Here is a 24,128-nt window from a genome sequence, read left to right on the forward strand (position 1 = left end):
TCGGGCTGGCAAGTGAGCAGGTTCTTCCGGAACTATTGCTACAGTGAAAGAAGCCCGGATGCTCCCGACCCGGGCCCGGCAGCAGGGGGAGAGCAGTGCCACGCAAGACCGACCGCCGTCACCGCCAGGGTGACGAATCCCGGCGCGCGATCCTCGAGGCGACGCTCGAGATCGCGGCGCGCAATGGCTACGACGGGACGACGGTCGCCGCCGTGACCGAGGCGACGGGACTGCCCGCGAGCTCGATCTACTGGCACTTCGGGAACAAGGACGACCTGCTCGCCGCGACCCTCGACTTCTCCTACCAGGAGTGGCGGGCGCTCGCCCCGACCTGGGCCGGCCCCGTCGAGACCGGCTCGGTCACCGAGGAGGTCGAGGCACGGTTCCAGCGGGCCGCCGTCTCGCTCACGACCTCGCCGGAGTTCTGGTCCCTCGGACTCCTGCTCACCCTCCAGCAGCGGATCAAGGAGCCGGCCGCACGCCGCCTCTACGCCGAGGTCCGGCAGGACACCGAGACCGAGATCACCAACTGGTGGGTCCAGCTCCTGCGGCCCGAGGCGGTGGCGGACGACCCGCAGCTGCCGCGGCGCCTCGCCCGGTTCCACATGATGGTCATGGACGGCCTCTTCATGCACGTGCGCTCGACCGCCGGCCGCGACGTCAAGCGCGTCGTCAACCTCGTCGCCCTCGGCCTCGCCGAGCACCTCGTCCGGACGGGGGCGGCGGCATGACGGCGCGGCAGCCCGCGGCCGAACTCGAGTCGGCGTCCGAGGAGGAGGCCCCGACCGCCCGGTCGGCCGACCGCATCCTCAAGGCGGCCGCCGAACTGGCGAAGACCCACGGGGTGGCCGGCGCGACGATCGCGGCCGTGTGCCGGCGCTCGGGCCTACCGGTCAGCTCGATCTACTGGCATTTCGAGGACAAGGACGAACTCTTCGCCGAGGTGATCCGGCACAGCTTCGCCGAGTGGCTCGTGACCGTGCCCCGGTGGGAGACCGAGGACGAAACGACCCTCGGGGAGGGCGTCCGCCATGTCTTGGGCGCCTCACACCAGACCCTCGGCATGGTCCCCGACTTCATGCGCGTCGGGATGCAGGTCCTCCTCGAGAAGGGCGACACATACGCCAAGACCCGCCGCGCGTTCCTCGACTGTCGGCTCCAGGTCAAGCGGATGATCTCCGCCTGGGCGCGCCGGGTCGAACCGAGCGTCCCGGCGGACCGGGCCGTTGACGTCGCCACCCTCGTCATCGCCTTCGCCGACGGCGCGGCCGTCGGCTCGCAGATCTACCCCGACTGGGATTCCGAGGAGTACGTCGACCTCCTGTCCGGCGTACTCTCCTGCCTCCCGACGGAGGGCGCGGGCACAAGCTGACCCCACGGACAGCCGGCCCCGTAGGTCTCCGAGATCGCCTCATACCTGCCACGAGAGGTCCTCGACGTCCTCCAGGACCTACTGAGGCGCTGGACCGGTACTTGCCGAGCCCCAGGCCCGCAAAGCCCGCGCCGCAAGCGGAAGCCGCGGACGAGGCGGAGATCTACCGCCGGCTCGGGCTCGCCCTCACCCACGGCTCCGGGAAACAGAAAGTGCTGGTCGAGACGAATCTCAACCAGCACTCTGCGGTAACCCGTGGGCTACCTGTCGGTGTCCGAGGGGGGACTTGAACCCCCACGCCCGATAAAGGGCACTAGCACCTCAAGCTAGCGCGTCTGCCATTCCGCCACCCGGACTAGGTGTCTGCCGCCTTGCGGGGCGTGTTCCCCGCGGCGACATGGACAACAATACCAAGGTTTCGGAGTGCCTTTCACCTGCGTATCCACCCTGACGGCGCCCCTGGGTGACGCGCGTGGACAGGGGGCAGTCGCGTCACTGCGGGTGATCGGACGAATACGCCCACGGACGGCCCTTTCGCCGCCGCTCTGCGCATTCCGGAAGGGGACGGCGAGGGGAGGCAGCGGCGGCGGACACGGCCCTGCCGGCGACCGCGATCAACGAAGGTCGCACCGCCACCACCCCCACCCACCCGGCCGGTCACGGCATGAGGTGATACTCCGGGAAGTTCCCCGGCAGCCGCTCCCCCGCCGGACCCTGAGTCACCGCGCGCACCAGCAGGTCCCCGCCGACGAACGCGCCGCTCCAGGACGCGCCGAAGCCGCCGAACAGTTCGTCGCGGTCGCCGCGGGAGCGGGGCTTGCCGTGGCCGACCTTGAAGGCGCGGATCTGCGGGGCCAGCCGGTCGTAGGTCGCCCGGTCGTCCGTGGACAGCGTGGCGACCAGCGCGCCGTTGGACGCGTTCATCGCGGCCAGCAGCTCCGCCTCCGTGTCGACCAGGACGATGGTGTCGACCGGGCCGAACGGTTCCGCGTGATGCAGGGGTGACGACGGGGGCGGGTTGAGGAGCGTGACCGGCTGTACGTACGCCGAGGTGTCCTGGCCGGGCAGGAAGCGGGCGTCGGACAGCTTGCCGCGGTGCAGCGGCACGGCGCCGCGGTCGATGGCCTCGGCGACCTGGTCGTGCAGTTCCTTGGCCTTGGCCGCGTTGATCACCGGCCCGAAGTCCAGCTCGGGGCAGGGGTCGTCGCTCCGGCCGACCGCCAGCGGGTGACCGACCCTGAGCGTGCGGACCGCCGGGAGGTACGCCGCCAGGAACGCGTCGAACAGCTCACGCTGGACGACGAAGCGCGGGTAGGCCGTGCAGCGCTGCTTGCCGTAGTCGAAGAGCTTGGGGACGACGGCCGTGAGCGCGTCCCAGTCCGTGTAGTTCCAGATGCCCCAGGTGTTGAGTCCCTCCTGTTCGAGTACGTGCCGCTTGCCGAGGTCGGCGACGGCCGTGGCCACCGCGGCGCCGGTGTCGCGGCCACCGACGAAGGAGACACAGCCGATCTCGGGCGCCCGCACCAGCGCCTCCGACAGCTCGCCTCCGCTGCCGCTGACGAGGGTGACGGGGATTCCCTCGCGGGCGGCGAGCGCGCAGGCCAGCGTCAGACACGCGACACCGCCGTCGGTCGGGGTCTTGGCGATGACCGCGTTGCCCGCCAATGCCTGTACCAGCAATGCGTGAACGAGCACGCTCATCGGGTAGTTCCAGCTCGCGATGTTGGACACCGGGCCCTCCAGCGGGGCCCGGCCGGCGACCATCGGCTCGATGCCGTCGACGTACCAGCGCACGCCGTCGATGGCCCGGTCGACGTCCGCCTGGGCGAGCCGCCAGGGTTTGCCGATCTCCCAGACGAGCAGCAGGGCGAGGAGTTCGCGGTGCTCGGTGAGGGCGTCGAGGGTGGCGGCGACGCGAGCACGGCGTTCGTCGAGCGGTATGTACCGCCAGGCCCGGTGCTGGTCGAGCGAGGCACGGACCGCTTGCCGGGCGGTGTCCTGGTCCAGGCGGGGCGGGCCCGCGATGGGGCTGCCGTCGACCGGGCTCGTGGCGGGCAGGGCCCGGCCGTCCGCGTGCCAGGCGGACTGCCAGAGGTTGAGGACGCGGTCGTCCCGGAAGGCTTCGGGGGCGACGCTCAGGCAGCGCTGCCAGGCGTCGGACCAGGACGTACCTGATTTGAGGGTGAGAGTCCGTGGGCCGGGACTCGAGTCGGGGTTGAGGGTGGGCGCCATGGTTGAGCTCCGCTCTCGGTGCACAGTCGGGGGCGGGAGGTGGATGGCTCGCCCGGCGCACGGGTTCGGACCGCCGTGCGCGGACGTCGTACAAATGAGCGTCGCATGCAGTCGTACACATGAGCGTCCCGTACAGGGGAACGTAGTGACACCGCCCGGTGGGTGACAGTCACCTCACATCAACTATGAGTGACGTCACGGCTGCCCTCGAATCGGGACAGTACGGACAGTACGAGTTGCGCGGTCTCCGTCGGTGTGCCTCCCACGCTCACCCCGACCGCCTCCAGCGCCTCCTTCTTCGCCTGCGCCGTGCCGGACGAACCGGAGACGATCGCGCCCGCGTGCCCCATGGTCTTGCCCTCGGGAGCGGTGAAGCCGGCGATGTAGCCGACGACCGGCTTGGTGACGTGTGCGCGGATGTACGCGGCCGCGCGTTCCTCCGCGTCGCCGCCGATCTCCCCGATGAGGACGATCAGTTCGGTGTCGGGGTCGTCCTGGAAGGCGGCGAGGCAGTCGATGTGGGTGGTGCCGACGACGGGGTCGCCGCCGATGCCGACGCATGTCGAGAAGCCGACGTCCCTCAGTTCGTACATGAGTTGGTAGGTCAGGGTGCCGGACTTGGACACCAGGCCGATGCGGCCGGGCTTGGCGATGTCGGCGGGGATGATGCCCGCGTTGGACTGGCCGGGGGTGATCAGACCGGGGCAGTTGGGGCCGACGATCCTCGTCCCCTGCCGCTTCGCGTACGCGGTGAAGGCGACGGCGTCGTGCACCGGGATGCCCTCGGTGATGACGACGGCGAGGGCGATGCCGGCGTCCGCGGCCTCGACGACGGCCGCCCTGGCGAACGCGGGCGGGACGAAGACGACGGTCACGTCGGCACCGGTCGCCGCCATCCCTTCGCCGACCGAGCCGAAGACCGGGACGGCCCGATCGTCGAAGTCGACGGTACGGCCCGCCTTGCGCGGGTTGACGCCGCCGACCACGTTCGTGCCGGCCGCGATCATGCGCCGGGTGTGCTTCATGCCCTCGCCGCCGGTCATGCCCTGGACGAGGACCTTGCTTTCCTTGGTGAGGTAAATGGCCATGTCGTCCCGTCTCCTCAGACTTCGGTGGCGAGTCGGGCGGCCCGGTGGGCGGCGCCGTCCATGGTGGTGACCTGCTGGACCCGGGGATGGGCGTGCTCGTCGAGGATGGCGCGGCCGCGGGCCGCGTTGTTCCCGTCGAGGCGGACGACCAGCGGTTTGGTCAACTGGACGCTGTCCAGGGCCTGCACGATGCCGTCGGCGACCGCGTCGCACGCGGTGATGCCGCCGAAGACATTGACGAAGACGGACTTCACCGCCGGGTCGGAGAGGATGACGGACAGCCCGTCGGCCATGACCCGGGCGGAAGCCCCGCCGCCGATGTCGAGGAAGTTGGCGGGTCGGGCGCCGCAGCCCGCGACCACGTCGAGCGTCGACATCACGAGGCCCGCGCCGTTGCCGATGATGCCGACCTCGCCGTCGAGCTTGACGTAGTTGAGGCCCTTCGCGGCGGCCGCCGCCTCGAGCGGGTCCTCGTGCGCGGCCGCGTCGGCGCCCCAACGCTGCTGCCGGAAGCCGGCGTTGTCATCGAGAGTGACCTTGCCGTCGAGGGCGAGGATCTGGCCCTGTTTCGTGCGGACGAGCGGATTGACCTCGACGAGGAGGGCGTCCTCCGCCACCAGCACCTCCCAGAGCCGTACGAGTACGTCGACGGTCTGCGCGGGCAGGCCGGCCGCCTCGGCGATCTCGCCGGCCTTCGCCGAGGTGACGCCCTCGGCCGGATCGACGGGGACGCGCGCCACGGCCTCGGGCCGGGAGGCGGCGACCTCCTCGATGTCCATGCCGCCCTCGGCGGAGGCGATCGCGAGGAAGCGGCCGGCCGCGCGGTCGAGTACGTAGGAGACGTAGAACTCGGTCTCGATGTCGACGGGTTGGGCCAGCATCACCGCGCCGACTGTGTGGCCCTTGATGTCCATGCCGAGGATCTGGCGGGCCGTCAGTTCTGCGGCGGCCGGGTCCGCGGCGAGCTTCACGCCGCCGGCCTTGCCGCGTCCACCGGTCTTGACCTGCGCCTTGACGACGACGCGACCGCCCAGCCGACGGGCGATCCCGCGCGCCTCCTTGGGCGAGTCGGTGACCTCGGCCCGCGGAACCAAGATCCCGTGTTCTTCGAAGAGTTCCCTTGCCTGGTGTTCGTACAGGTCCATCTCGGCTCCTGTCTGCTACGTCCGTCCGGGGAGCGACCCCAGACCCCGGAAAAGTGCCGCACGCCCCCTGGACACCACCCACCGGATGCGGGATAACAATCTTCATACAGTATTCGTCGACTGTATGCAATCTACCGAATGCAGTACCGCAAGAGCGTTCCCACCCCTACGAAGGGACAGGACTTCGCCATGCCCGACGACACGCAGGACGTGATTTCCGGTGGCCATCTCGTTGCCAAGGCACTCAAGGCCGAGGGGGTCGACCGCATCTACACGCTGTGCGGCGGCCACATCATCGACATCTACGACGGCTGCGTCGACGAGGGCATAGAAGTCGTCGACGTCCGCCACGAGCAGGTCGCCGCCCACGCGGCCGACGGCTACGCACGCCTCACCGGAAAGCCCGGCTGCGCGGTCGTCACCGCCGGTCCCGGTACGACGGATGCCGTCACCGGTGTCGCGAACGCCTTCCGCGCGGAGTCCCCCATGCTGCTGATCGGCGGCCAGGGGGCCCTCACCCAGCACAAGATGGGGTCCCTGCAGGACCTGCCGCACGTCGACATGATGGCGCCGATCACCAAGTTCGCGGCGACCGTGCCGGACACGGCGCGCGCGGCGGACATGGTGTCGATGGCGTTCCGCGAGTGCTACCACGGCGCGCCCGGCCCCTCCTTCCTGGAGATCCCGCGGGACGTCCTCGACGCCAAGGTGCCCGCGGCCAAGGCACGGGTGCCGAAGCCCGGCGCCTACCGTGCCTCGACCCGCTCGGCCGGCGACCCCGAGGCCATCGAGAAGCTCGCCGACCTGCTGGTGCACGCCGAGAAGCCCGCGATCCTGCTGGGCAGCCAGGTGTGGACGACCCGGGGCACCGAGGCGGCCATCGACCTCGTACGGACCCTCAACGTCCCCGCGTACATGAACGGAGCGGGCCGCGGCACCCTGCCGCCCGGCGACCCGCACCACTTCCAGCTGTCGCGCCGGTACGCGTTCTCCAACGCCGACGTCATCGTGATCGTCGGCACGCCCTTCGACTTCCGCATGGGCTACGGCAAGCGGCTCTCGCCGGATGCGACCGTCGTGCAGATCGACCTCGACTACCGCACCGTCGGCAAGAACCGGGATGTCGACCTCGGCATCGTCGGCGACGCCGGGCTGGTCCTGAAGTCGGTGACGGAAGCGGCTTCCGGACGCATCAACGGCGGCGCGTCGAGGCGCAAGGAGTGGCTCGACGAGCTGCGCGCGGCGGAGCAGACCGCGCTCGAGAAGCGGCTGCCCAGCCTGAGGTCGGATGCCTCGCCGATCCACCCGTACCGGCTGGTCAGCGAGATCAACGACTTCCTCACCGAGGACTCGATCTACATCGGCGACGGCGGCGACATCGTCACCTTCTCCGGGCAGGTCGTGCAGCCCAAGTCGCCGGGCCACTGGATGGACCCGGGCCCGCTGGGCACGCTCGGCGTCGGCGTCCCCTTCGTGCTCGCGGCGAAGCAGGCGCGGCCCGACAAGGAAGTGGTGGCCCTCTTCGGCGACGGCGCGTTCTCCCTCACCGGCTGGGACTTCGAGACCCTCGTCCGCTACGACCTGCCCTTCGTCGGCATCGTCGGCAACAACTCCTCCATGAACCAGATCCGCTACGGCCAGGCCCAGAAGTACGGCCCGGAGCGCCAGCGGGTGGGCAACACCCTCGGCGACGTCCACTACGACAAGTTCGCGCAGATGCTGGGCGGTTACGGCGAGGAGGTCCGTGACCCCGCCGACATCGGCCCGGCGCTGCAGCGTGCCCGCGAGTCGGGCAAGCCGTCGTTGATCAACGTCTGGGTCGACCCGGACGCGTACGCCCCCGGAACCATGAACCAGACCATGTACAAGTGAGGTGGCCTTCATGACCGCAACGACCGGAACGCCGCCCAAGGCCCTCGAAGGCATCCGCGTCCTGGACATGACCCATGTGCAGTCCGGGCCCTCCGCGACCCAGCTGCTCGCCTGGCTCGGGGCGGACGTCGTCAAGCTGGAGGCGCCGACCGGGGACATCACGCGCAAGCAGCTGCGTGACCTCCCGGACGTGGACTCCCTCTACTTCACGATGCTCAACTGCAACAAGCGCAGCATCACCCTCAACACCAAGACCGAGCGCGGCAAGGAGATCCTCACCGAGCTGATCCGGCGCTCCGACGTCATGGTCGAGAACTTCGGGCCGGGCGCGGTCGACCGTATGGGCTTCACCTGGGACCGCATCCAGGAGATCAATCCGCGGATCGTCTATGCCTCCATCAAGGGGTTCGGGGACGGCCCGTACACCAACTTCAAGGCGTACGAGGTCGTCGCTCAGGCCATGGGCGGGTCGATGTCGACCACCGGTTTCGAGGACGGGCCGCCGCTGGCGACGGGGGCCCAGATCGGGGACTCGGGGACGGGTGTGCACGCCGTGGCGGGGATACTCGCGGCGCTGTATCAGCGGGAGCACACCGGGCGTGGGCAGCGGGTCAACGTGGCCATGCAGCACGCTGTACTCAACCTGTGCCGGGTGAAGCTGCGGGACCAGCAACGCCTGGCACACGGGCCGCTCGCTGAATATCCCAACGACGACTTCGGCACGGAGGTTCCCCGGTCCGGGAACGCGTCCGGCGGCGGCCAGCCCGGCTGGGCGGTCAAGTGCGCGCCGGGCGGACCGAACGACTACGTGTACGTCATCGTGCAGCCCGTCGGCTGGCAGCCGATCAGTGAGCTCATCGGCCGGCCCGAACTGGCCGACGACCCCGAGTGGGCGACGCCGGAGGCCCGCCTGCCGAAGCTGAACAAGATGTTCCAGCTGATCGAGGAGTGGTCCTCGACCCTGCCCAAGTGGGAGGTGCTGGAGAAGCTCAACGCCCACAACATCCCGTGCGGGCCGATCCTGTCCACCAAGGAGATCATCGAGGACGACTCGCTGGTCGCCAACGAGATGGTCGTCACCGTTCCCCACCCCGAGCGCGGCGAGTTCATGACCGTCGGCAGCCCGCTCAAGCTCTCCGACTCCCCCGTGGACGTGACGAGTTCACCCCTGCTCGGGGAGCACAACGAAGAGGTCTACATCGGCGAACTCGGCCTCGGCGACGAGGAGCTGCGCCTGCTCAAGTCGAACGGAGTGATCTGACGTGATGGCCGAAGACCGGCTGCTGAGGGTGCGCACGCTCCTGGACACCGTACGGACTCAGGGGCGGACCGCGCTCACCGCGCCCGAGGGCAAGGTGATCGCCGACGCGTACGGGATCGCCGTACCGGGCGAAGAGCTGGCGACCGATGTGGACGAAGCGGTGGCGTACGCCGCCCGCTTCGGCGGGCCCGTCGTGATGAAGATCGTCTCCCCCGACATCCTGCACAAGACCGACGCCGGCGGTGTGATCGTCGGGGTCGAGGGCGCGGCGGACGTACGGGCCGCGTTCCACCGGATCGTCGAGAACGCGCGGGCGTACGACCCGCGGGCGCGCATCGAGGGCGTGCAGGTGCAGGAGCTGCTTCCGCAAGGGCAGGAGGTCATCGTCGGCGCGGTGACCGATCCGACGTTCGGGAAGGTCGTGGCGTTCGGGCTCGGCGGGGTGCTCGTCGAGGTGCTCAAGGACGTCACGTTCCGGCTGGCTCCCGTGGACGCCGACGAGGCGCTGTCCATGCTGGACTCGATCCGCGCGGCGGAGATCCTGCGCGGGGTGCGCGGCGCCGCGGCCGTGGACCGGTGGGCCATCGCCGAGCAGATCCGCCGGGTGTCCCAACTGGTCACGGATTTCCCGGAGATCGCCGAGGTCGACCTCAATCCGGTGATCGCGACGGCGGAGGGCGCGGTGGCCGCCGACATCCGCGTCATCCTGGCCGAGTCGCAGCCACCATCTCGTCGCCGGTATACACGCGACGAGATACTGGCGACCATGCGTCGGCTGATGCAGCCGAGCTCCGTCGCCGTGATCGGCGCGTCCAACGAGCAGGGCAAGATCGGCAATTCGGTGATGCGCAACCTCGTCGACGGCGGTTTCGCCGGTGAGATCCATCCGGTGAACCCCAAGGCCGATGACATTCTGGGCCGCAAGGCGTACAAGAGTGTCATCGACGTTCCCGGTGAGGTGGATGTGGCGGTCTTCGCGATCCCCGCCAAGTTCGTGGCCTCGGCCCTGGAGGAGGTGGGACGCAAGGGGATCCCCAACGCCGTACTGATCCCCTCCGGGTTCGCGGAGACCGGCGAGCACGAACTCCAGGACGAGATCGTGGCGATCGCCGAGCGGCACGGCATCCGTCTGCTCGGTCCGAACATCTACGGCTACTACTCGACGTGGCAGGACCTGTGCGCCACGTTCTGCACGCCGTACGACGTCAAGGGCGGGGTGGCGCTGACCTCGCAGTCCGGTGGCATAGGGATGGCCATCCTGGGCTTCGCCCGCACCACGAAGACAGGCGTGTCGGCGATCGTCGGCCTGGGCAACAAGTCGGACCTGGACGAGGACGACCTGCTGACCTGGTTCGGCGAGGACCCGCACACCGAGTGCATCGCGATGCACCTGGAGGACCTCAAGGACGGGCGCGCGTTCGTGGAGGCGGCGCGAAACACCATCCGTAAGAAGCCTGTTGTCGTCCTCAAGGCGGGCCGTACGGCGGCCGGCGCGAAGGCGGCCGGCTCGCACACGGGCGCGCTCGCGGGCGACGACGCCGTGTACGACGACATCCTCCGGCAGGCCGGCGTCATCCGGGCGCCAGGGCTCAACGAGATGCTGGAGTACGCGCGCGCGTTGCCAGTGCTTCCCACCCCCGAGGGCGACAACGTCGTGATCATCACGGGGGCCGGCGGCAGTGGCGTACTGCTGTCGGACGCGGTGACGGACAACGGCCTGTCGCTGATGGAGATCCCGCCGGACCTGGACGCGTCCTTCCGGAAGTTCATCCCGCCGTTCGGGGCCGCGGGCAACCCGGTGGACATCACCGGGGGCGAGCCGCCGTCGACGTACGAGGCGACGATCCGGCTGGGTCTGGAGGATCCACGCATCCACGCGCTCGTCCTCGGCTACTGGCACACCATCGTCACTCCCCCGATGGTCTTCGCCGAGCTCACCGCGCGCGTGGTGGCCGAATTCCGGGAGCGCGGGATCGAGAAGCCCGTGGTGGCCTCGCTCGCAGGCGACGTCGAGGTCGAGGAAGCCTGCCAGTACCTGTACGAGCGGGGGGTCGTGGCGTACCCGTACACGACCGAGAAGCCGGTGGCCGTACTGGGCGCGAAGTACCGGTGGGCGCGGGCGGCGGGGGTGCTGCGATGAACGGGCCACGTGAGGAATCGGCCGGGGGTCCGGGGGCTGTCGCCCGGGCGGAACACCGTCCGGTGGGCGCGGGCGGCCGGCTTGTCGGGGGGCGGGTCATGAGGTGAGTGGGCGCGGGAGCGGCCGACGGTGCGCGTCGGCCGCCCCCGGGGACCCGTGCGCGCACGAAAGGCATTGGACAGGGGGCGCTGGCCAGAGCTTTCGACGCAAGGGGTGCTGAGCGACATGACAACCACCGACTACTCGACGTCCGTCCCCTACAGGGAGGTGACGGACCGCAACGGCCGCGTGTACCGGATCGGCGAGACCGACCGGGACATCATGGGGCGGCCACGCTGGACCATGGTGCTCTTCCCGTGGATGGGCATGCTGGGCATCAGTTCCTCGGAGTACGCGTTCACGTCGGCCGAGGACACACTGCACGAGGCCCATCTGTGGAGCAGTGGGCACATCTTCTGGCTGATGGGCGTCTGGGTGTTCTTCCAGGCCGCCGTGGCCTTCCCGGCCGGGCAGCTGCGGGAGAGCGGCAGGCTGCCCGCGCGGTACGCGATGATGCTCGGCGCGCTGGGCACGATCCTCGGCTATCTCTCGCTCGCGTACGCGCCGAACGTGATCGTCGCCTATCTCGGCTTCGGCGTGTGCAGTGGCATCGGCGCCGGCCTCGTCTACGCGACCTGCGTGAACATGGTCGGCAAGTGGTATCCGGAGCGCAAGGGCGGCAAGACCGGCATGGTCAACGGCGGTTTCGCCTACGGCTCGGTGCCCTTCGTCTTCCTGTTCACCTCGTACATGGACCTGAGCAACTACGAGGGCGTCCTGGTGCTGGTGGGCCTCGTCTGCTGCTTCGTCGTGGCGTTCGCGGGGTGGTTCTTCAAGGACCCGCCGAAGAGCTGGTGGCCGCCGCACGTCGATCCGCTCAAGATGACCGACGACCCGAAGATCCGGCGGGCGCTGGAGAAGAATCCGCCGGCGGTGAAGCAGTACACCCCGAAGGAGGCCGCCCGTACCCCCGTCCTGTGGATGATGTGGTTCTGTCTGCTGTGCACGGCCGGGATCAACATCTTCGGCATCGCCTTCCAGGTGCCGTTCGGCAAGGACATGGGCTTCGCGGGCGGGATCGTGGCCACGGCGATGTCCCTGAAGGCGATCGTCAACGGGACCGGGCGCGGGGTGATCGGCTGGATATCCGACCGCTACGGGCGCCGCAACACGCTGATCATCGTCTGCATCGTGCTCGGCACGGCCCAGTTCGGCGTGCTGGTCTCCGGCCAGATGGGCAGCATGCCGTTCTTCCTGTTCTGCTCCATGGTCTCCGGCTTCGGCGGCGGGGCGATCTTCCCGCTGTTCGCGGCCATGACGGCGGACTACTTCGGCGAGAACAACAACGCCACCAACTACGGGATGGTCTACAGCTCGAAGCTCATCTCGGGCCTCGTGGGCTCCGGCGTCGGCTCGATCGTGGTCGGCGCGTGGGACTACGAGGGCGCGTTCATCATCGCAGGTTCCATCGGGCTGGCCTCCGCGGTACTGGCGCTCTTCCTCAGGGCGCCGGGACGGCCGCAGGCCCGTCGTCACATCGTTCCCAACCCGCACCCGCTCGGCGAGGAGATGGCCTGATATGACGGCAGATCCCATCGCGACCGACAGTTCGTCGGCAGACCCCGACGTCGCACACCGTCCCTACCGTGAAGTGACCGACTCCCGTGGCCGCGTCTACCGTGTCGGCGAGACCGACCGGGACATCCTCGGGCACTCCCGCAAGATCATGGTGTATCTGCCGTGGATCGCCATGATGGCCATCAGCGTCTTCGAATACGCGTACGGCTCCGCCGAGGACACCCTGTCCCACGCGCACGGCTGGACGCAGAGCAACACCTTCTGGATCCTCAGCGTCTGGGTGTTCTTCCAGGCCGGCATCGCCTTCCCGGCGGGCTGGCTGCGGGAGAAGGGCGTCCTGACCGCCCGCAGGGCCATGTACATCGGCTCCGGCATGTGCGTCGTGGGCTTCCTCGCCCTCTCCCACCTGAGCAACGTCCTGCTGGCGATCCTGGGCTTCGGCGTCGTCGGCGGGATCGGGGCCGGCCTGGTCTACGCGACCTGCATCAACATGGTCGGCAAGTGGTTCCCCGAGCGGCGTGGCGCGAAGACAGGGTTCGTCAACGGCGGCTTCGCGTACGGGTCGCTGCCGTTCATCTTCATCTTCAACTACGCGTTCGACACCGGGAACTACCACCGGGTGCTGGACCTGATCGGCTGCTACATCATGATCGTGGTGTTCGGGTGCGCGTTCTTCTTCAAGGACCCGCCGAAGAACTGGTGGCCGGCGGACGTCGATCCCCTGGCGTACTCCGGCGACGGGAAGAACGCGGCGAACCTCGCCAAGAACCCTCCGGCGGTGAAGCAGTACACGCCCAAGGAAGCCATCAGGACCGGCATGCTCCCCCTGATGTGGATCTCCATCGTGATGACCGCCGGCGTGTCGATCTTCGGGATCTCCTTCCAGGTCGACTTCGCCAAGGAGGTCGGCTTCGGTCCGCTGGTGGCGGCCTCGTCGATGGGCGTCATGGCGGTCATCAACGGAATCGGCCGCGGGGTCGTCGGCTGGCTGTCCGACAAGTGGGGCCGCAAGTCGACCCTGGTGTTCGTCATCGTCGTCCTGGGCCTCGCGCAGTTCGGCGTGATCCTGGCCGGCGACCTGAGAAGCGAGTGGTTGTTCCTGTTCTTCGCCTTCCTCTCCGGCTTCGGCGGCGGCGCGTTCTACCCGATGTTCGCGGCGCTGACCCCGGACTACTTCGGCGAGAACTACAACGCCACCAACTACGGGCTGGTGTACAGCGGCAAGCTCATCAGCGGCCTGTTCGGCGGCGGCCTCGGTTCCATGGTGGTCGCGGCCTGGGGCTACAACGGCGCCTACGCCCTGGCCGGGGCCGTCTCGATGGTGGCGGCGGCGATCACCCTGCTGCTTCGGCAGCCGGGACACAGCCGGGACGCCACGTCGATCGTCCAGCCGCAGCCCGCGGGCTGACGGCACCGAACGGGCGCCGATCGGGCGTCGCTCGACTTCGAGCGCATGAGGCGGCCCTCCCCGGGACTCGGGGAGGGCCGCCTCATGCGTTCGGGTGCGTACTCTCAGCACTTCTCACGCAGGGAGTGCAGATACTCGCCGGACCGCCGCGCGAACGAGAACGACTCGGTCGGGCTGTCGTGCTCGGTCTGCCAGTGGTGGGCCAGGCGCTCGCCGCGCAGCCGGCTGACGGCGGAGATGAACCGCTGGTAGTCGATGTCGCCGTCACCGACGTCGACCATGCGGTAGCCGAACTGGTTCGACGGGTCGCTCACGCCGTCCTTCACGTGGAAGAGCGGGTAGCGGTGCGGCTGCTTGAGGACGTAGTCGAGGGGCTCGAAGGGGGCGGGTGAGCCGTCGGGCCGCACGGCGAAGCGGAACTGGCCCGCGTACGCCCAGAAGATGTCCATCTCCAGGAACACGAGGTCGGGGTCGGTCTCGGCGAGCAGGACGTCGTAGAGGCGGACCTTCGGATCGTCGGTGGCGAACGAGAACTCGTCGGAGTGGTTGTGCTGGTAGAACTTCATGCCGCGCGCCTTCGCCGCCGCGCCGTAGGTGTTGAACTCCTCCGCCGCCCGCTTCCAGGCGTCGACGGTCGAGCCGTAGCGGAACGGGCCGGAGGCCGTGCCGATGTGCTGGAGGCCGAGAGCCTGGGCGTCGTCGAGGACCTTGGTCAGGTTCTGGGCGAAGGTGTAGGCGTTCGGGTCGTTGGAGTAATAGCCGACATGGCTGCCGATCGGGGTCAGGCCGTGGTCGCTCGCCAGCCGCTTGAGCTGGGCGAGGGTGATCGGGCCCGCGGAGCCCTGGGTGTACCCGGCGAACTCGATCTCGTCGTAGCCGTACGCCTCCAGTTCGGCGAAGACGGGGGCGAAGCCGAGCGTGGAGACCTTGTCGCGGAGGCTGTAGAGCTGGATGCCGAGGCGCCCGGGCGGCAGCACGGGGCGGCCGCGGCCCGCGGTGCCGGAGGCGGTCTCGGTGGCCGCGGTCGCCGGTGCGGCGGCGGCGCCGAGCAGTGCGGCGGCGGTGGCGCCGGCGGCTACACCGAGCATGCCGCGTCTGGTGAGGCGGTGGGTGAGTTCGGGATCGGTCTGGGACATGCGGCTCATGCCTGGAACTCCTCGGGTTCGGAGGGCGTTGTCAGTGGTGAGTGCTTCACTTGTGGCCAGTCGGAAGAGACCGGTTCTGTGGTACCGGTCAGGTGAGACCGGCCAGTTGGAGCAGTAGTGACTTCACGTCGGTGGCCGCGATGCGGTCGCCGACGGCGCGGGGGGTGGAGCAGATGAGGAGCGGACCGTCGTCGGCGCTCGTGGGAAGGCGGCCGTGGCTGCCGCGGATAGGTGACGGATCCAGGGGCACGACCGCCATGCGGTAGCGCATGCCGAGCTTCTTGCGGGCCAGCGCGGTCGCCGCCTTGACCCTGACGTAGGGGTCGAGGGGATCCATGAAGAGTTCGGCCGGGTCGTAGCCGGGTTTGCGGTGGATCTCGACGAGTCGCGCGAAGTCGGGTGCGCGGGCGTCGTCGAGCCAGTAGTAGTACGTGAACCAGGCATCCGGCTCCGCGACGGCGACCAGCTCGCCGGAGCGCGGATGGTCGAGGTGATGGCTCTTCTTGCCCTCGTCATCGAGGAGTCGCTCGATGCCGGGCAGACCGTCGAGCGCTGCGCGGGTGGCGTCGAGGTCCTCGGGGCGGCGCACATAGACGTGGGCGATCTGGTGGTCGGTGACGGCGAAGGCGCGTGACGCCATCGGGTCGAGGTACTCCATGCCGTCCTGCGTGTGCACGTCGAGCAGGCCGGCGCGGCGCAGGGCCCGATTGATGTCGACGGGCCGGCTCACGCGGGTGATGCCGTACTCGGAGAGCGCCACGACCGTACGGCCCTCGGCGCGGGCGTCGTCCAGGAGCGGGGCCACCACGGCGTCCAGGTCCGCGGCCGCCTTCAGGGAGCGCGGGTCGTCGGGGCCGAAGCGCTGCAGGTCGTAGTCGAGGTGAGGGAGGTAGCACAGCGCCAGGTCGGGGTGGCGGGTGCGCAGGACGTGACGGGTGGCGTCGACGATCCACCGGCTGGAGACGAGGTCCGCACCGGGACCCCAGAAGTGGAACAGGGGGAACGTGCCGAGCTCCCCGGTGAGTTCGTCGTGCAGGGCCGTGGGCCGGGTGTAGCAGTCGGGCTCCTTGCGGCCGTCGGCGTAGTAGATCGGACGGGGGGTGACGGTGATGTCGGTGTCGGCGCCCATGGCGTACCACCAGCAGATGTTGGCGACCGTATAGCCCGGGTACGCGCGACGGGCGGCGTCCCACAGCTTGTCCCCGGCGACCAGCGCGTTGTGCTGGCGCCACAGCAGTACGTCGCCGAGTTCGCGGAAGTACCAGCCGTTGCCGACGATGCCGTGCTCGGAGGGGAGGGTGCCGGTGAGGAAGGTGGACTGGGCGGCGCAGGTGACGGCGGGCAGGACGGTGCCCAGGGGCGCACGGGAGCCGGACTGGGCCAGGGCCTTGAGGTGGGGCATGTGTTCGAGGAGCCGAGGGGTGAGGCCGACGACGTCGAGGACGAGGAGGGGGGTCGGGCCCGTGCCGGTGCGGTGGGCACTCATGGGAGTTCCTTCAGGCCGAGGTCCGTCAACAGGTCACGGGCGAGGGTGAGTTCGGCGGCGATTCCGTCGGTGAGCTGGGCCCGGCCCCGGGGACGCAGCCGGGGCGGGAGGGCCTGCCAGGTGTAGGTCTCCACCTCCAGGTGACGGGTGAGCGGTTGCGGGCCGCCGACGAGCCGGTTCAGCGCGTCCTTCAGCACGGGGAGCGTGGAGGTGAGGGGCGCGGCGGGGGCCGCGTGGAGCGGGACGTGGAAGTGGGCCCGCCACGGAGAGCCGTCGGGCAGGGATTCGCCCTCCAGGGCCTCGCCGAGGTCGTCGGTGCCGCGCAGACCGGCGGCGATGGGGGTCCCTCCCGCTCGAACGGAGTGGGAAGTGGGGGACGTGCGGGTCTGGTGCAGAAAGCGGGGTTCGTCGAAGGCCGCCAGGGCTTCGCGGACGTCGGGGAGATGGGGGTGCTCGGCGTGCAGGGCGGCTGAGAGCTGTGCTTTGACGACGGGGACGCGGGCTCGGGTGAGCGCGTCCAGGGCGGTGTGCGGGTCCTCGAAGGAGGTGGCGAGGTGGCAGGTGTCGACACAGACGCCGATGCGGTCGTGGGCGATCGCCGTCAGCGGGGCGATGGCATCGCCGGTGGTCTCCACCGTGCAGCCGGGTTCCGGTTCCAGGCCGACACGGATGGAGCGGCCGGTCAGTTCCTGGAGCGCGTCCAGGCGTTCGGCAAGGGTCCGCAGGGACGTCCGCGCGGTCTCGGCGCGCCGCTCGTCATAGGCGGTGCGCCAGGCGAGGGGCAGGGTGGAGATGCTGCCTTCGGTGACGTCGTCGGGGAGGAGCGCGGCGAGGACGCGGGCCAGGGCGGTGGTGTGGTCGAGGCGTTCCGGGTCGCCCCAGTCCGGCTTGTAGACGCGGTACTTGACGTGTTCAGCGCCGAAGCCTTCGTAGGGGAACCCGTTGAGAGTGACGACTTCGAGTCCGCGCCGGTCGAGTTCGGTGCGCAGAGCGCGCAGTGCGGAGGGGTCGGTGACCAGGGCCCGGACAGCGTCCTTGGCGAGCCACAGGCCGATGCCGATGCGGTCCCGGCCGAGCCGGCGGCGGACGGGTTCGCAGTGGTCGCGAAGCTGGGCGAGGACGCCGTCGAGGGTTTCCGCGGGGTGGACGTTGGTGCAGTAGGCGAGGTGGACGGTGGAGCCGTCACGGTGGCGGAAGCGCATCCCTCACTCCCCGCCGCGCAGCACGGAGTTGCCCTCGTGGCTGGCGCCGCCCGGCACCACCTCGAGGTTCAGACGACCGCTGAGTCCGTAGAAGGCGACGGGGTTGCGCCACAGCACACGGTCGACGTCGTCCTCCGTGAAGCCGTCCGTGAGCATCAGGTCGCCGACCTTGCGCGTCTTGAGGGGATCGCTCCTGCCCCAGTCGGCGGCGGAGTTCACCAGGACCCGCTCGGGGCCGTACCGGCGGATGATGTCGAGCATGCGCCGCTCGTCCATCTTGGTGTCGGGATAGACGGAGAAGCCCAGCCAGCAGCCGCTGTCCTTGGCCTCCTCCACGGTGGTCTCGTTGAGGTGGTCCAGCAGGACACGGTCCGGCGGCAGTGCGGACTCCCGGACGACGTCCACGGTGCGGCGCAGACCGGCGGCCTTGTCGCGGTGCGGCGTGTGCACCAGCGCGGGCAGCCCGTGGTCGGCGGCCAGTTGGAGCTGGGCGGCCAGGGCGGTGTCCTCGGCGGGGGTCATCGAGTCGTAGCCGATCTCGCCGACGGCCACCACCTGGTCCTTGACGAGATACCGGGGCAGTTCGTCGAGAACGGGGACACAGCGCGGGTCGTTCGCCTCCTTGGGGTTGAGGGCGAGCGTGCAGTGGTGCGCGATGCCGTACTGGGCGGCGCGGAAGGGCTCCCAGCCCAGCAGGGAGTCGAAGTAGTCGAGGAAGGAGGCGGGAGAGGTGCGGGGCTGGCCGAGCCAGAAGGACGGCTCGACCACGGCGCGGACACCCGCGGCCCGCATGGCCGCGTAGTCGTCGGTGGTCCGGGACGTCATGTGGATGTGGGGGTCGAAGATGCGCATCAGGACTCCTTGCCATGGGGGTCGTCCGTACCGCGCGGCGTGGTGGTGGCCCTCGTCAGGGCCAGGACGCGGTGGAGGTCCTCGGGCACGGGACGGCCCGCGGCGGTGCGTTCGGCGGCGTAGTCGTCGAGCATGCGGGCGAGTTCCGCGTCCCCATGGGCGCGTCGGGCCAGGTCGGAGACCTCGGCGACGGGCACTCCGGTGAACAGGCACTTCAGGACGGCGTGCCGCCAGTGGTGAGGGGCGAGGTGCCGGGCGGCGTACGGGCCGACTGCTGCGGCCAGGAGCCGGGTGTCGTTCGTGCGCAGGGCGTCCTCGACGAGCGGGACGGCGTCGGGGCCCGGAACGAGGTGGGGCAGGGCATGCAGGACGGCGCGCCGTTCGTCGGCGGTGCCCTGGAAGTAGACGCGGGTGAGGGCGGCCGGGTCGGCGCGGGCCGCGTCGAGAATGAGGACACGGGCGGCGTCTGCGTATCCGGGGCCGCAGCGGCGACCGGCCTCGGCCAGGCGCAACTCCCACACGGAGATGGGGCCGTGTGTACCGGGGTGCGCGGCGGCCTCGTCGAGGGCCTGGCCGAGCCAGGCGCGGGCGGCTCCACCGAGGCGGGCTTCGAGGTGGGCGCGTAGTTCGTCCGGCGCGGCGGGGGCCGAGGTGGCGCCCCGGCTGCTTGCCGTCCGGGATCCCTGGTCGGCGTCCGGGTGGGTCATGGGCTGCATGGGGTGCTCCCTCGTGAGGAGGCGGCCGCGGTGCGGAGGAACGGAAGGGAGAGTTCGGCGAGATGGGGGCCGGCGTGGGAGTGGCGGGGCAGTTCGACGACGGTCAGGCCCTGGTAGCCGACGGCGGTCAGGGCGGCGAGGACGGGCGGGAAGTCGATGTCCCCGGCACCGAGGGGGAGATGGTCGTGGATGCCGCGGCGCATGTCCTCGATCTGGACGTGGCGCAGCCAGGGGGCGGCGGCGCGGACACATTCGGCGGGAGGAAGGGGTTCGAGACACTGGCAGTGGCCTATGTCGAGGGTGAGACCGAGGAGTTCCGGGTCGCCGAGGGCGCGGCGCAGGCGGTGGAAGTCGGTGAGCGTGGCGAGGAGGTGGCCCGGCTCGGGTTCGACGGCGAGCGGGACGCCGACGGCGGTGGCCGCGTCCAGGACCGGGGCGAGACCGTCGGCCAGGCGCTGCCAGGCCGCGTCCTCGTCCGTTCCGGCCGGGGTGGAGCCGCTGAAGCAGTGGACTGCGTGGGCGCCCAGGTCGGCGGCGACCCGCACGGCGCGGATCAGCAGGTCGGCACGCCTCGCGCGGTCGTCGGGGTCGGCATCCAGCAGGGAGGGGCCGTGTTTGCGGCGCGGGTCGAGCACATAGCGAGCGCCCGTCTCCACGGTGACGTCGAGGCCGAGGGCGTCCAGGCGGTGCGCCACCCGGCGGGTGCGGGCGGCGAGGTCCGGGGCGAGCGGGTCGAGGTGCATGTGGTCGAGGGTCAGTCCGACGCCGTCGTAGCCGAGGTCGGCGAGCAGGGCGAGGGCGTCGTCGAGGCGGAGGTCGGCGAGACCGTTGGTGCCGTAGCCGAAGCGAAGACCTCCCTGCCTCGGCTCGGGGTCCTGGTCCGGGTTCGCGCCGGGGAGGTGGGTGAGGGGGCTCATGTGACGCTCACCTTCCTGCCGAACCTCCCCGCGAGCGGGGCGAGGGCCGCGACGAGGAGCGCGGTGGCGCCGGCGCCGGAGCGGGCGGCGAGCGTCGCCTGGAGAGGGATCGTGGCGCGGATACCGCCCGCCACGGCTCGCTGGGTGAGCGGTGGTGAGGGATTGAGGGTGGCGTGGAAGTAGGGGCGGGTTGCTGTCGCGGCATAGGCGGCTGACAGTGCAGTGCGCGGCAGGCTGCCGGGCAGGCCCCGGACGGGTGATCCCGGGTGGTGGCGCCGGGGTCGGGACGGGGGGTGCCTCAACAGGCCGGTCAGAAGGCCGGTGGTGGTCAACGCCGTCAAGGGGACCAGTGGTGAGCCGCCTCGGGTCTCCTGGCGGGACACGGCCGTGACCGCGAGGGTGTGCGTGCCGAGGAGGGCGGCGGAAGGGAGGGCCTCGCGGAGGTGGCCGGAGGTGGCCGCGGCGCCCAGGAGCAGGTCGAGGCCGCGGGCCGCCGCCATGGCCAGGGGACCGACGGGGGTGTGCTTGAGGGTGAGGTCGTAGGTCCAGACGGTGGCCGCGAGGGGGGCGGCGACGGCGAGGGCGGGGCGGCCCGCGCCGGCCGCGAGAGCCAGGCCGCCCGCGGTCAGGGCACAGGCCGCGGCGAGCGCCGCGGCGGGTCGGACCCGGCCGGACGGGACGGGACGGTGCGGGCGTTCCCTGGCGTCCTCCTCACGGTCCGCCCAGTCGTTGAGGGCCATGCCGGCCTCGTACAGGCAGAGGGAGGAACCGATGGCGAGCAGGGTGCGGAAGTCGGGGCGCGCGTCGGTCGCCGCCGCGCCGGCCAGGGCGTCCCCGGGAACCGTGAACAGGGCGGGCAGACGCAGCAGTTCGGCCCAGGCACGGGGGGTGTTCCGGGCGTGGACGTGGTCGGGGGGCGAGTGATGCGCGCGGCGCGGGACATCGACACCCACGCGAGCCGGGACATCGGCGGCCGCGCAGCTCCCCGCATCAGCAGCCACGCCGTCCGATCCGTCGCCGGCCACACGGCCAGGGACATCCGCGGCCACCGTCGGCCGGCGTTTCACCGCTGCTCCCCGCTGTGCTCCGTCGGCCGGGCCCCCGTATGTGCTCCCGCGCCTGCTTGCGCCAGCCGGTGTGCGAAGGCCGTCAGTTCGGCGTACTGGTCGGCGAGCGCCGACGGACCCTCCCCCATCGGGTCCTTGAAGTAGAAGCCGAGTTCGGACAGCGGGCCGGACAGGCCTGCCTCGTGGGCGCGCAGCAGCAGGCGGGCCAGGTCCAGTACCAGCGGTGCGGCCAGCGCCGAGTCGCAGCCCTGCCAGATGGTCTGGAGCACCATGCGTGTGCCGAGGAAGCCGTCGAAGGCGATGTGGTCCCAGGCGGTCTTCCAGTCGCCGAGAGCCGGGACGTCGTCGATGTGGACCTGGCCCGCGGGGGTCGTGCCGAGGGTGTCGGCGAGGACGCGTTCCTTGCCCGCGTTCTTCGCCGCCGCGGCGGCGGGGTCGGCGAGCGAGGCACCGTCGCCGCCGCCGAGCAGGTTCGTGCCGGACCAGGCCCGCACGGTGAGCGCGCGGTGCGCGAACATCGGTCCCAGTACGGAGCGGAGCAAGGTCTGGCCGGTCTTGCCGTCGCGACCTGCGTACGGCAGACCGCTCGCCGCCGCTTCCCGGGCCGGCGACGGGTGGTGCAGTCCTGCCGACGGGGTGAAGTTGACGTAGGGGCAGCCCGCGCGGAGGGCCGCCGTCGCGTACAGGGAGCTGGCGGGAAGGTCCGGGCCGACCGGGGCCGGTTCGGTGGACGCGACGTTCACCACCACCACGCGGGCCAGGCGGTGACGTCGCGCGAAGTGTCGTAGGTCGGAGGCGAACGCCTCGATGAGTTCCTCCGCGTTCCTGGTGTCGCCGGGGAGCGGGCCGCCCGGTCTGATCTCGCTGTCGGCGGCGGCCAGGTCGGCGGCGACCGCCGAGGGCAGGCCGGGCGGCAGTACGCCGTCGGCCGCCAGGGTCTCCGCCCGTTTGGGCAGGGGGCAGTCCGTGGTGTCGTGGCCACCGAAGACCAGGGAGGACAGGGGTGGCAGGCCGGCGGCGTTGAACGGCGGCGTCTCGGTGACCATGCCCGTCGGCGCGTGCAGGCCCGCGGTGACAGCGGCGCACCCCGCGACGACGGTGGTGGCGACCGAGCCGCGGGCGCCGATCAGCCACACACCCGCACGGATTCGGGAAGGGGACGCGGACACTGGCACGGAAACGGACACGGACAGCCTCCTTGATGTGCGGGAACCCCAGAAGGGTGGGGAGAAGACGGCGGGCGGGGGTCCGGCGTCCCCCGCCCGCCGTCGCTCAGTTGCCCTGCGCGGGCAGTTCCTTGATCCGGACGTCACGGAAGGACACCTGGTCGTCGGCTCCGTGGTTCTGGATGCCGAGGTGCCCGTCGCGCAGGCTCCGGGCCGGATCGGTGTTGGTGAAATCGTTGATCTTCACGCCGTTGAGCCAGACGCGGAGGCGCTCGCCCTCCACGCGGATCTCGTACGTGTTCCACTCACCCGGCGGGTTCAGCGCTCGGTCGCGCCGCCCCAGGTCGGCCGACTGGAAGCCGTAGACGGACCCGGTGGTTTTCTCGGGTACGTCGGTGGCGTCGATCTGGACCTCGTAGCCGTTGTCGACGGCCGACCACGGGTCGTCCGAGGGCGGGAAGCCGACGAACACACCCGAGTTGTCGTCGCCGGCCGCCTTCCAGTCGAGTTTCAGCGAGTACGAGCCGAAACTCCGGTCGGCGTACCAGAGCAGACCCATGCCGCCCGTCGACGTCAGCGTGCCGTCGTCGTCGAGGGTGAAGGAGCCCGGGCCGGCCTGCCGCCAGCCGTCCAGCGAGGTGCCGTCGAAGAGGGAGGTGTAGCCGTTCTCCGGTCGGCAGTCCGCCTGGGCGTCGCCGATGGCCCAGCGGATTCCGCCCAACAGGTGTGCGCGGAAGGCGGGTTCGGCGTACGAGTCCTTGGTGTGGCCGGCGCCGGTGTAGAAGGCCCGGCCGCCCTGGTAGGTCTGGCACCAGGCGATCGGGTGGTCGCCGTTCATGGTGCCGCCGGTGTAGGACGACTCGTCGAGCGAGGCCAGGACGTGGGCCCGGTCCCGAGGATTCGAGCGGTAGTTGTACCACTCGTCGGTGCGGTCCCAGGTCCGTGCCAGCCCCGACGTCGCGGGATGAGCGCGGTCCTCGACGGCCACGCGCGCCGGCTGGATCGCCGGGTGCGACTGGAAGTACGCGCCGGCGAGGCCGCCGTAGAACGCCCAGTCGTACTCGGTGTCGGCGGCGGCGTGGATACCGACGTAGCCGCCGCCGTGCCGGATGTAGCCCTCGAAGGCGAGCTGTTGGGCCTGGTCGAGGACGTCTCCGGTCGTCGACAGGAACACGACCGCGTCGTATCGCCGCAGGTTCTTCGCGGTGAACGCGCTCGCGTCCTCGGTCGCGTCGACCGTGAAGCCGCCGCTCGCGCCGAGCTGCTTCACCGCCGCCACGCCCTCGGGGATGGAGTCGTGCCGGAAGCCGGCCGTCTTGGAGAAGACCAGCACCTTTTTCGCCGCGTCCCCGGGGTGCGAGGAGGCCGGGCCCGAGACGTAGCCGATCAGCAGTGCGGCGCCCACGACAGCGGTCGCCAGTCGTCCGGTTGAGCGCATCAGG

19 protein-coding genes and 1 tRNA gene are annotated in these 24,128 nt (G+C 70.5%); 7 read left to right on the top strand and 13 right to left on the bottom strand.

Annotated features, from left to right (window positions below; genetic code table 11):
* Positions 1 to 95: 95 nt before the first annotated feature.
* Both ACFY16_RS18040 and ACFY16_RS18045 read left to right on the top strand, forming a co-directional pair.
* A complete protein-coding gene (locus ACFY16_RS18040; protein ID WP_390648076.1) occupies positions 96 to 731 on the top strand; it encodes a TetR/AcrR family transcriptional regulator in 636 nt (211 codons plus the stop codon).
* Positions 728 to 1,372 carry a TetR/AcrR family transcriptional regulator gene (locus ACFY16_RS18045; RefSeq protein WP_390648077.1) on the top strand — a complete coding sequence of 215 codons (645 nt, stop codon included), beginning with the start codon at positions 728 to 730 and terminating at the stop codon, positions 1,370 to 1,372. The genes ACFY16_RS18040 and ACFY16_RS18045 overlap by 4 nt, the downstream gene beginning before the upstream one ends.
* A gap of 271 nt (positions 1,373 to 1,643) precedes the next feature.
* On the opposite strand, the gene ACFY16_RS18050 is transcribed toward ACFY16_RS18045, so the two are convergent.
* The 4 genes from ACFY16_RS18050 to sucC form a co-directional block, all read right to left on the bottom strand.
* Positions 1,644 to 1,728 (bottom strand) — tRNA-Leu (locus ACFY16_RS18050).
* 301 nt (positions 1,729 to 2,029) lie between these two features.
* Positions 2,030 to 3,604, bottom strand: coding sequence for an aldehyde dehydrogenase family protein (locus ACFY16_RS18055; RefSeq protein ID WP_390648078.1), 1,575 nt, complete (start codon positions 3,602 to 3,604; stop codon positions 2,030 to 2,032).
* Positions 3,605 to 3,783: 179 nt separating this feature from the next.
* Positions 3,784 to 4,692 (bottom strand): succinate--CoA ligase subunit alpha, encoded by a 909-nt coding sequence (gene sucD, locus ACFY16_RS18060; protein ID WP_390648079.1) that lies wholly within the window; start codon positions 4,690 to 4,692, stop codon positions 3,784 to 3,786.
* A gap of 14 nt (positions 4,693 to 4,706) precedes the next feature.
* Positions 4,707 to 5,837: an ADP-forming succinate--CoA ligase subunit beta gene (gene sucC / locus ACFY16_RS18065; RefSeq protein ID WP_390648080.1), complete on the bottom strand. Its 1,131-nt coding sequence runs from the start codon at positions 5,835 to 5,837 to the stop codon at positions 4,707 to 4,709.
* 189 nt (positions 5,838 to 6,026) lie between these two features.
* On the opposite strand from sucC, the gene ACFY16_RS18070 reads away from it, so the two are divergent.
* From ACFY16_RS18070 to ACFY16_RS18090, 5 genes are all read left to right on the top strand, one after another.
* On the top strand, positions 6,027 to 7,709 hold the full coding sequence (locus ACFY16_RS18070; RefSeq protein WP_390648194.1) for a thiamine pyrophosphate-binding protein: 1,683 nt from the start codon (positions 6,027 to 6,029) through the stop codon (positions 7,707 to 7,709).
* A gap of 10 nt (positions 7,710 to 7,719) precedes the next feature.
* Positions 7,720 to 8,970 (top strand): formyl-CoA transferase, encoded by a 1,251-nt coding sequence (gene frc, locus ACFY16_RS18075; protein ID WP_390648081.1) that lies wholly within the window; start codon positions 7,720 to 7,722, stop codon positions 8,968 to 8,970.
* 4 nt (positions 8,971 to 8,974) lie between these two features.
* Positions 8,975 to 11,110: an acetate--CoA ligase family protein gene (locus ACFY16_RS18080; RefSeq protein WP_390648195.1), complete on the top strand. Its 2,136-nt coding sequence runs from the start codon at positions 8,975 to 8,977 to the stop codon at positions 11,108 to 11,110.
* 225 nt (positions 11,111 to 11,335) lie between these two features.
* The gene (locus tag ACFY16_RS18085; protein ID WP_390648082.1) at positions 11,336 to 12,727 is read left to right on the top strand and encodes an OFA family MFS transporter; all 1,392 of its coding nucleotides are present in this window, start codon (positions 11,336 to 11,338) and stop codon (positions 12,725 to 12,727) included.
* A 1-nt stretch (position 12,728) separates the two neighbouring features.
* A complete protein-coding gene (locus ACFY16_RS18090) occupies positions 12,729 to 14,135 on the top strand; it encodes an OFA family MFS transporter (RefSeq protein WP_390648083.1) in 1,407 nt (468 codons plus the stop codon).
* A 104-nt stretch (positions 14,136 to 14,239) separates the two neighbouring features.
* Here ACFY16_RS18090 and ACFY16_RS18095 read toward each other — a convergent pair whose 3' ends face one another.
* From ACFY16_RS18095 to ACFY16_RS18135, 9 genes are all read right to left on the bottom strand, one after another.
* Entirely contained in the window at positions 14,240 to 15,280 is a 1,041-nt protein-coding gene (locus ACFY16_RS18095) for a sugar phosphate isomerase/epimerase family protein (RefSeq protein WP_390648084.1), read from the bottom strand.
* Positions 15,281 to 15,368: 88 nt separating this feature from the next.
* Positions 15,369 to 16,766 carry an alkaline phosphatase family protein gene (locus tag ACFY16_RS18100; RefSeq protein ID WP_390648085.1) on the bottom strand — a complete coding sequence of 466 codons (1,398 nt, stop codon included), beginning with the start codon at positions 16,764 to 16,766 and terminating at the stop codon, positions 15,369 to 15,371.
* Positions 16,763 to 17,968: a metabolite traffic protein EboE gene (gene eboE, locus ACFY16_RS18105; protein WP_390648086.1), complete on the bottom strand. Its 1,206-nt coding sequence runs from the start codon at positions 17,966 to 17,968 to the stop codon at positions 16,763 to 16,765. The genes ACFY16_RS18100 and eboE overlap by 4 nt, the downstream gene beginning before the upstream one ends.
* A gap of 3 nt (positions 17,969 to 17,971) precedes the next feature.
* Complete coding sequence (locus ACFY16_RS18110; RefSeq protein WP_390648087.1) at positions 17,972 to 18,820, bottom strand: TatD family hydrolase; 849 nt, start codon at positions 18,818 to 18,820, stop codon at positions 17,972 to 17,974.
* The gene (locus tag ACFY16_RS18115) at positions 18,820 to 19,527 is read right to left on the bottom strand and encodes an EboA domain-containing protein (RefSeq protein ID WP_390648196.1); all 708 of its coding nucleotides are present in this window, start codon (positions 19,525 to 19,527) and stop codon (positions 18,820 to 18,822) included. The genes ACFY16_RS18110 and ACFY16_RS18115 overlap by 1 nt, the downstream gene beginning before the upstream one ends.
* Positions 19,524 to 20,453 carry a sugar phosphate isomerase/epimerase family protein gene (locus ACFY16_RS18120; RefSeq protein WP_390648088.1) on the bottom strand — a complete coding sequence of 310 codons (930 nt, stop codon included), beginning with the start codon at positions 20,451 to 20,453 and terminating at the stop codon, positions 19,524 to 19,526. Before ACFY16_RS18120 ends, ACFY16_RS18115 begins: the two co-directional genes overlap by 4 nt.
* Positions 20,450 to 21,454 carry an SCO3242 family prenyltransferase gene (locus tag ACFY16_RS18125; RefSeq protein WP_390648089.1) on the bottom strand — a complete coding sequence of 335 codons (1,005 nt, stop codon included), beginning with the start codon at positions 21,452 to 21,454 and terminating at the stop codon, positions 20,450 to 20,452. The genes ACFY16_RS18120 and ACFY16_RS18125 overlap by 4 nt, the downstream gene beginning before the upstream one ends.
* A 62-nt stretch (positions 21,455 to 21,516) precedes the next feature.
* Positions 21,517 to 22,689, bottom strand: coding sequence for an inositol-3-phosphate synthase (locus ACFY16_RS18130; RefSeq protein ID WP_390648197.1), 1,173 nt, complete (start codon positions 22,687 to 22,689; stop codon positions 21,517 to 21,519).
* A 103-nt stretch (positions 22,690 to 22,792) separates the two neighbouring features.
* On the bottom strand, positions 22,793 to 24,124 hold the full coding sequence (locus tag ACFY16_RS18135; RefSeq protein ID WP_390648090.1) for a ThuA domain-containing protein: 1,332 nt from the start codon (positions 24,122 to 24,124) through the stop codon (positions 22,793 to 22,795).
* Between the last annotated feature and the right edge of the window lie 4 nt (positions 24,125 to 24,128).

The organism is Streptomyces sp. NPDC001315 (assembly GCF_042896175.1).
GTDB lineage: Bacteria > Actinomycetota > Actinomycetes > Streptomycetales > Streptomycetaceae > Streptomyces.

Coding starts and splice junctions, on each gene's coding strand:
- ACFY16_RS18045 (WP_390648077.1), top strand. CDS start 728: ATGACGGCGCGGCAGCCCGCGGCCGAACTCGAGTCGGCGTCCGAGGAG.
- ACFY16_RS18055 (WP_390648078.1), bottom strand. CDS start 3,604: ATGGCGCCCACCCTCAACCCCGACTCGAGTCCCGGCCCACGGACTCTC.
- sucD (WP_390648079.1), bottom strand. CDS start 4,692: ATGGCCATTTACCTCACCAAGGAAAGCAAGGTCCTCGTCCAGGGCATG.
- sucC (WP_390648080.1), bottom strand. CDS start 5,837: ATGGACCTGTACGAACACCAGGCAAGGGAACTCTTCGAAGAACACGGG.
- ACFY16_RS18070 (WP_390648194.1), top strand. CDS start 6,027: ATGCCCGACGACACGCAGGACGTGATTTCCGGTGGCCATCTCGTTGCC.
- frc (WP_390648081.1), top strand. CDS start 7,720: ATGACCGCAACGACCGGAACGCCGCCCAAGGCCCTCGAAGGCATCCGC.
- ACFY16_RS18080 (WP_390648195.1), top strand. CDS start 8,975: ATGGCCGAAGACCGGCTGCTGAGGGTGCGCACGCTCCTGGACACCGTA.
- ACFY16_RS18085 (WP_390648082.1), top strand. CDS start 11,336: ATGACAACCACCGACTACTCGACGTCCGTCCCCTACAGGGAGGTGACG.
- ACFY16_RS18090 (WP_390648083.1), top strand. CDS start 12,729: ATGACGGCAGATCCCATCGCGACCGACAGTTCGTCGGCAGACCCCGAC.
- ACFY16_RS18095 (WP_390648084.1), bottom strand. CDS start 15,280: ATGAGCCGCATGTCCCAGACCGATCCCGAACTCACCCACCGCCTCACC.
- ACFY16_RS18100 (WP_390648085.1), bottom strand. CDS start 16,766: ATGAGTGCCCACCGCACCGGCACGGGCCCGACCCCCCTCCTCGTCCTC.
- eboE (WP_390648086.1), bottom strand. CDS start 17,968: ATGCGCTTCCGCCACCGTGACGGCTCCACCGTCCACCTCGCCTACTGC.
- ACFY16_RS18110 (WP_390648087.1), bottom strand. CDS start 18,820: ATGCGCATCTTCGACCCCCACATCCACATGACGTCCCGGACCACCGAC.
- ACFY16_RS18115 (WP_390648196.1), bottom strand. CDS start 19,527: ATGACCCACCCGGACGCCGACCAGGGATCCCGGACGGCAAGCAGCCGG.
- ACFY16_RS18120 (WP_390648088.1), bottom strand. CDS start 20,453: ATGAGCCCCCTCACCCACCTCCCCGGCGCGAACCCGGACCAGGACCCC.
- ACFY16_RS18135 (WP_390648090.1), bottom strand. CDS start 24,124: ATGCGCTCAACCGGACGACTGGCGACCGCTGTCGTGGGCGCCGCACTG.